The sequence below is a fragment of the Halomonas sp. genome, from assembly GCF_033549285.1.
Taxonomy (GTDB): domain Bacteria; phylum Pseudomonadota; class Gammaproteobacteria; order Pseudomonadales; family Halomonadaceae; genus Halomonas.
Genome location: NZ_JAWSUJ010000157.1, coordinates 1 through 5,797 on the forward strand (window position 1 = coordinate 1; position 5,797 = coordinate 5,797).

At 65.9% G+C, this 5,797-nt stretch carries 4 protein-coding genes and 1 pseudogene; all 5 read left to right on the plus strand.

All coding sequences use genetic code 11. The features are described from left to right. Window positions 1-295: 295 nt before the first annotated feature. The 5 genes and pseudogenes from SCI24_RS20485 to SCI24_RS20505 all read left to right on the plus strand — a co-directional run bounded on the left by SCI24_RS20485 (window position 296) and on the right by SCI24_RS20505 (window position 5,187). Window positions 296-1,212: pseudogene (locus SCI24_RS20485) on the plus strand (Bug family tripartite tricarboxylate transporter substrate binding protein). 89 nt (window positions 1,213-1,301) lie between these two features. Further along, entirely contained in the window at window positions 1,302-2,840 is a 1,539-nt protein-coding gene (locus SCI24_RS20490; RefSeq protein ID WP_318727132.1) for a tripartite tricarboxylate transporter permease, read from the plus strand. Then, complete coding sequence (locus SCI24_RS20495; protein ID WP_318727133.1) at window positions 2,837-3,292, plus strand: tripartite tricarboxylate transporter TctB family protein; 456 nt, start codon at window positions 2,837-2,839, stop codon at window positions 3,290-3,292. The genes SCI24_RS20490 and SCI24_RS20495 overlap by 4 nt, the downstream gene beginning before the upstream one ends. Window positions 3,293-3,301: 9 nt before the next feature. Continuing rightward, the gene (locus SCI24_RS20500) at window positions 3,302-4,471 is read left to right on the plus strand and encodes a mandelate racemase/muconate lactonizing enzyme family protein (protein WP_318727134.1); all 1,170 of its coding nucleotides are present in this window, start codon (window positions 3,302-3,304) and stop codon (window positions 4,469-4,471) included. 296 nt (window positions 4,472-4,767) lie between these two features. Further along, window positions 4,768-5,187 (plus strand): STAS/SEC14 domain-containing protein, encoded by a 420-nt coding sequence (locus SCI24_RS20505; protein ID WP_318727135.1) that lies wholly within the window; start codon window positions 4,768-4,770, stop codon window positions 5,185-5,187. The last annotated feature ends 610 nt before the right edge of the window (window positions 5,188-5,797 follow it).

The following is a 5,797-nucleotide window of genomic DNA, read 5'->3' on the forward strand; positions in this document are numbered from 1 at the left end:
ATCGCGACATCCACGACAGCATTCTGGCCGGCGACGGCGAAGGTGCCGGCCAGTGCATGCAGCGCCACCTGCGCAACTCGCGGCGACGGGTGTTCGAGGGGTGACGATCTTGACAACTTTTACAACTCGGCTAGCTTCAGGAACAGGGCATCAGCGACGGCTGCGAGGCGCTGGGGCCCGGTAGCCGGGCGAGACAACACGCACAATGACAAGACTCGGCTGTCAGGAGACGATCACGACACAACAACGTCTGGAGCATGCCATGAAGTTCACGTACAAGCAGCTGGCGCTCGCCATGACGGCCGTCGCCGCCGTGGGGCTGTCCGGCGCCGCCCATGCCGAATACCCGGAAGAGGACATCACCTACATCATCCCCTTCGATCCGGGTGGTGAATCGGACGTCACGGCGCGCTTCCAGGAGCCGATCCTCGAAGAGGTGCTGGGCGTCTCGGTCAACGTGACCCATCGGCCGGGCGGTGGCGGTGCCGTGGCCTGGAGCGAGTTCCAGAATAGCGCCGAGCCGGATGGCTACGAGATCATCGGCGTCAATATCCCGCATATCATCGGCCAGCCGATCCAGCGCAACAACGCGGGCTACGAGACCGACAACTGGCGGATCGTCACCTTCTTCCACTCCACGCCCAACGCCCTGATCGTGCACAACGACAGTCCCTACGACACCCTCGAGGACCTCGTCGAGGACGCCAGGGAGAACCCGAGGCGATCACCCTGGGCGGCAGTGGTACCTACAGCGCCAACCACCTCGACATGCTGCGCTTCGAGAAGGAAGCCGGCATCGACCTGACCTACATTCCCTTCTCCGGCACCGGACCGCTCAAGGGCGCGCTGCAGGGCGGCCATGTCGCCGGCATCTTCAACTACACCATGCTCGGCACCGAGATGGCCGACAGCGTCAAGGTGCTGGCGGTGGCCTCGGAGGAGCGCGTCAAGGCGCTGCCCGATGCGCCCACCTTCAAGGAGCAGGGTTATGACATCGTCGGCGGCGCCTATCGCGGCGTGGCGGTGCCCAAGGGGACCCCGGACGAGGTGGTCGAGACCCTCGAGGAGGCCTTCGCCGAGGCCAACCGCCAGATTGCCGAGAAGCAGGAGCCGCTGGGCTTCGTGATGGAAGACATCACCGGTGACGAGGTCGACGAGGTGATCGGCATGCTGCGCGATGCCTACGGCCCGATCCTCGAGGACGCCGAGTAACCCCCTCCTGATGCCGCAGGGGGCCACAGGCCCCCTTCCTCTCCTGTCATGGCGGGGCCATGTGCGCATGGTCCCAGGCGGAGTGATGCATGGACATGCTCCTCGAGGCCCTGGCCTCCCTGTTGACCTTCGAGAGCGTCATCACCGTGCTGGTGGGCGTCTCGGCGGGCCTCTTCATCGGGGCGATGCCCGGGCTCACGGCCACCATGGCGCTGGCGGTCCTGCTGCCCTTCACCTTTTCCATGGAGGCGCTGCAAGGCCTGATGGCCCTGGGAGGGGTCTACATGGGCTCCATCTACGGTGGTGCCTTCACGGCCATCCTGATCAACACCCCCGGCACTCCCTCGTCGATCGCCACCACCTTCGACGGCTATCCCATGGCCCGCCAGGGCCGCGCCTATGAGGCCATCGCCGCGGCGACCATCGCCTCGGTAGCCGGGGGGATCGTCGGGGTCATCTTCCTGCTGGTGCTGGCGCCCCCCCTGGCGCGATGGGCCGTGGCCTTCGGGCCGTCGGAGATGTTCTGGGTGGCGATGCTGGGGCTGACCCTGGTCGCGAGCCTCTCCAGTGACTCCTTGCTCAAGGGCCTGCTGGGCGGCTGCATCGGGATCCTGCTCAGCACTATCGGTGTCTCGCCCGTGGGTGGGGAGTCCCGCTTCATCTTCGGCTATCCGCCGCTGCAGGGCGGCATCGAGCTGATCGTGGCGCTGATCGGCCTGTTCGTGATTCCCGAGCTGCTGACCATGGCCGCCGAAGGGCGGGGGGCGCTGCCCGGACAGACGGAGCTGCGCAAGAAAGAAGTCTCCATCCTCAGCATCGTCCGCCATATCTTCGGCAAGCCGATCAACCTGATCCGCTCCTGCCTGATCGGCCAGATCATCGCCATCATTCCCGGCGCCGGCGGCAACGTCACCAGCCTGGTGGCCTACAACGAGGCCCGGCGCTTCTCCCGGGACCCCAGGAGTTTCGGCAAGGGCAACGTGGATGGGGTGGTGGCCTCGGAGTCGAGCAACAACGTCATGGTGGCGGGCAGCATGGTGCCGCTGCTGACCCTGGGCATTCCCGGCGCGCCGCCGGACGCCATCATCCTCGGCGTGCTGCTGATGCATGGCTTGCGCCCGGGGCTCGACCTCTTCACCGAGTCCGGGGTGCTGACCAACGGCTTCATCCTCTCCATGGGGATGGCGGCGCTGCTGCTGCTGCCGGTGGGGCTGCTCGGCGGGCGGCTGATCCACCGCGTGGTGATCCGCACGCCTTACTACTTCCTGGTGCCGAGCATCGCCATGGTGACCATCCTCGGGACCTTTGCCCTGCGCAACAGCCTGCTGGATGTCGGCATCATGCTGATCCTGGGCACCGCCGGCTACTTCCTGCGCCTGATCGGCATCCAGCCCGCGCCGATCGTGCTGGGCCTGATCCTCGGCGGGATCGCCGAGGAGGGCTATGTGCAGACCCTGATGGCGGCGGTCGTCGATCCCATCCCCTGGCTGAGGTTGCTGCACAATCCGCTCTCCATGGTGCTCGCCGGCATGGTGGTGCTGGGGGCCGCGACCACGCTGGTGCCCCTGTGGCTGGCGCGCAAGGGCCTGCTGGACAGGGTCGAGGAGGACGACGGGAGGTCGCCATGATCCTACGCCTCAATACCGATATCGCCGCGGGCACCGTCGGCCTGGTGTTCGCCGCCGTGCTCTGGCTGCCCCGCGAGGAGATCGGGCGGCTGAGCATCATCTTCCCGCGGGCCATCCTGGTGCTGCTGTGCCTGATCGCGGTCGCGCTGATCGTCAAGGGCGTGATCCGCCCCGGCGGTCGCCAGGTCGAGATCACCGGCAGCCCCCGGCGGCTGTTCACCGTGATCGCCGGGTTCTTCCTCTGGTGGGGGCTGGTCCAGGTGCTGGGGTTCCTGGTGACCACGCTGATCGCCTTCTTCGCCCTCACCTGGTACCTGGCCCGGGTCGAGACGCGGGTGACCTGGCAGCGTCTGCTGAGGTGGATGCCGGTGATCCTGGGGCTGGTCATCGTCTTCTACCTGACCTTCAAGGAAGTGCTCAATGTCCGCCTGCCGACGGGCCTGCTCTTCTAGGAGTCATCCATGAGAATCACCGATATCCGTGAGGCCCGCGTGTCGATCGCCTCCGACATCGCCAACGCCTACATCTCCTTTGCCACCATGGACGTCTCCATCCTGGCCATCTATACCGATACCCGGGTGGAGGGCCGCCAGGTGGTGGGCTACGGCTTCAATTCCAACGGCCGCTATGCCCAGAGCGGGCTGCTGCGCGAGCGCTTCCTGCCGCGCCTGCGCGACGCCGAGCCGAGCGAGCTGCTCGACGACAGCGGCCACAACCTGGATCCCTTCAAGGCGTGGTCGGTTCTGATGGCCAACGAGAAGCCGGGTGGGCACGGCGAGCGCAGCGTGGCGGTGGGCATCATCGACATGGCGATCTGGGACATCGTCGCCAAGGTCGAGAAGGTGCCCCTGGCGCAGCTGCTGGCCGAGCGCCACGGCGACGGCCGGCCCGACGAGCGCGTCGCCGTCTACGCGGCGGGCGGCTACTACCATCCGGGCAAGCAGATCCAGGGCCTGCAGGACGAGATGCGGGACTATCTCGACCTGGGCTACACCTGCACCAAGATGAAGATCGGCGCGGTGCCGCTGGCCGAGGATCTCGAGCGGGTCGAGGCCGCCATCGACATCGTGGGAGACGCGGGTCGCCTGGCGGTGGACGCCAACGGTCGCTTCGACCTGCGCACCGCGCTGGCCTTCGCCGATGGCCTGGCCCCCTATGGCGTGCGCTGGTACGAGGAGGCCGGCGACCCTCTGGACTACGCCCTGCAGCAGCAGCTGAGCGAGCACTACGCCCCGCCCACCGCCACCGGCGAGAACCTCTTCTCCCACCAGGACCTGCGCAACCTGCTGCGCTACGGCGGCATGCGCCCCGACCGCGACATCCTGCAGATGGACCCGGTGCTCGGCTATGGCCTGGTGGAGTACCTGCGCATGCTCGAGGTGCTGCGCGCCCATGGCTGGTCATCGCGCCAGTGCATCCCCCATGGCGGCCACCAGTTCGCGCTCAACATCGCCGCAGGCCTCAAGCTGGGCGGCAACGAGTCCTATCCGCGGGTCTTCGCCCCCTTCGGTGGTTTCGCCGACTCCACGCCCATCGAGGAAGGGCAGGTGGCCCTGCCGCAGGTCTCGGGGATCGGCTTCGAGGACAAGCGTGAGCTGATGAAGGTGTTCGAGGCGCACCTGGGACGCTGAGGCGCCCTGCGCTGTCGCAAGCAGAGGCCAGGACGCGCCAGGCCGCCGGCCAGCACCCGGGGCAGCAGCGGTAGGGAGGCGCGGGGCTCCCCGCCTGGAAGAGAAGCCCGGCCAGCGTGCCGGGCTTCTTGACGAACGGTCCGGGATACATTGCCGACCGCTGCCCGGCCAAGGAGGGCCGGCATCCCGGCGCCACTTCATCGCCGTAGGGCGCTACCGCGGCTCAGGCGAGCCCATCGCGGCTATGCTGAAGGCACTCAGGTCGCTCTCATCCTCCACGATCCAGGGAGATCACCATGTTGGAGTTCATCACCCACCCGGCGGAACACGTTGTGGCCATGAAGATCGGAGGCGTGGTCACAGCCAGGGAACTGCAGCAGGCCATCGATGCCATCGAGGCTGCCAAGCGCAACCATCCCCGCATCAGCCTGCTGGTCGAACTCGATGGCCTGCGCTGGATGACCCTGACGGCCCTGCTCAAGGACGTCGGCTACGGCCTGACCCAGCTCGGCGACCTCGAGCGCTACCACCGTGTCGCCGTGATCACCGACAAGGAGTGGATCAAGCATCTCGCCCATCTGGAAGATCACCTCGTCAAGGCGCTGGACATCCACACCTTTCCCCACCGCGAGTACGCCGATGCCCTGGCGTGGGTCGGCGAGCTCCCCCGGGGTGAGCACGAGAACCCCGAGGAGGATGGCTACCACGGCGCGTGATGCCGAGAGTCGCCGCTGACAAGCCGGCCCGAGTGCAAGGCCTGACCCCCGACATTGCGGGACGTGTCAGCCTGGTGATACCAGAACCCAACGGAAAGGGAGGGCACTGGGCAGCAATCGTCGCCGATGTCGTGATCTACCGCCAGTAGCTCCGAGCGTGCCTGCAGTCATGATCCCAACACCACCCTGATCAAGCTTCGCAAGCTCGGCGAAGCCATGGCCCAGTACATCGCCGCACGTCTCGGTATCGAATTGGAACAGCCAGCATGGCATGACTGGACCCCCTCTCAGAGCAAGTGACTCGACCGCCTGGCAAAGCAGCTTACCCACGAGGTCCTCGAGGTCCTCAATGGCGCCCTATGGGAGGCGAGCTGATATGTCCATGCCATCGACATGTCTCTGTGACATGTTCAACAAATGCCGTTTTTTCGACACATCCCGCGGACATGTCGATGACGTGGACACCTTGGCCGGCCTGGAGAACGGGAAAGTTAAAATAACGCGAAGCCTTATTTTAACTTCGGCCATAAATTAACCTGATTACTCATGTTGATCAGCCACCACCGCGTCAGTCTTTCCTATACTGATGTTATGTCCAGTAGAGGAGGTG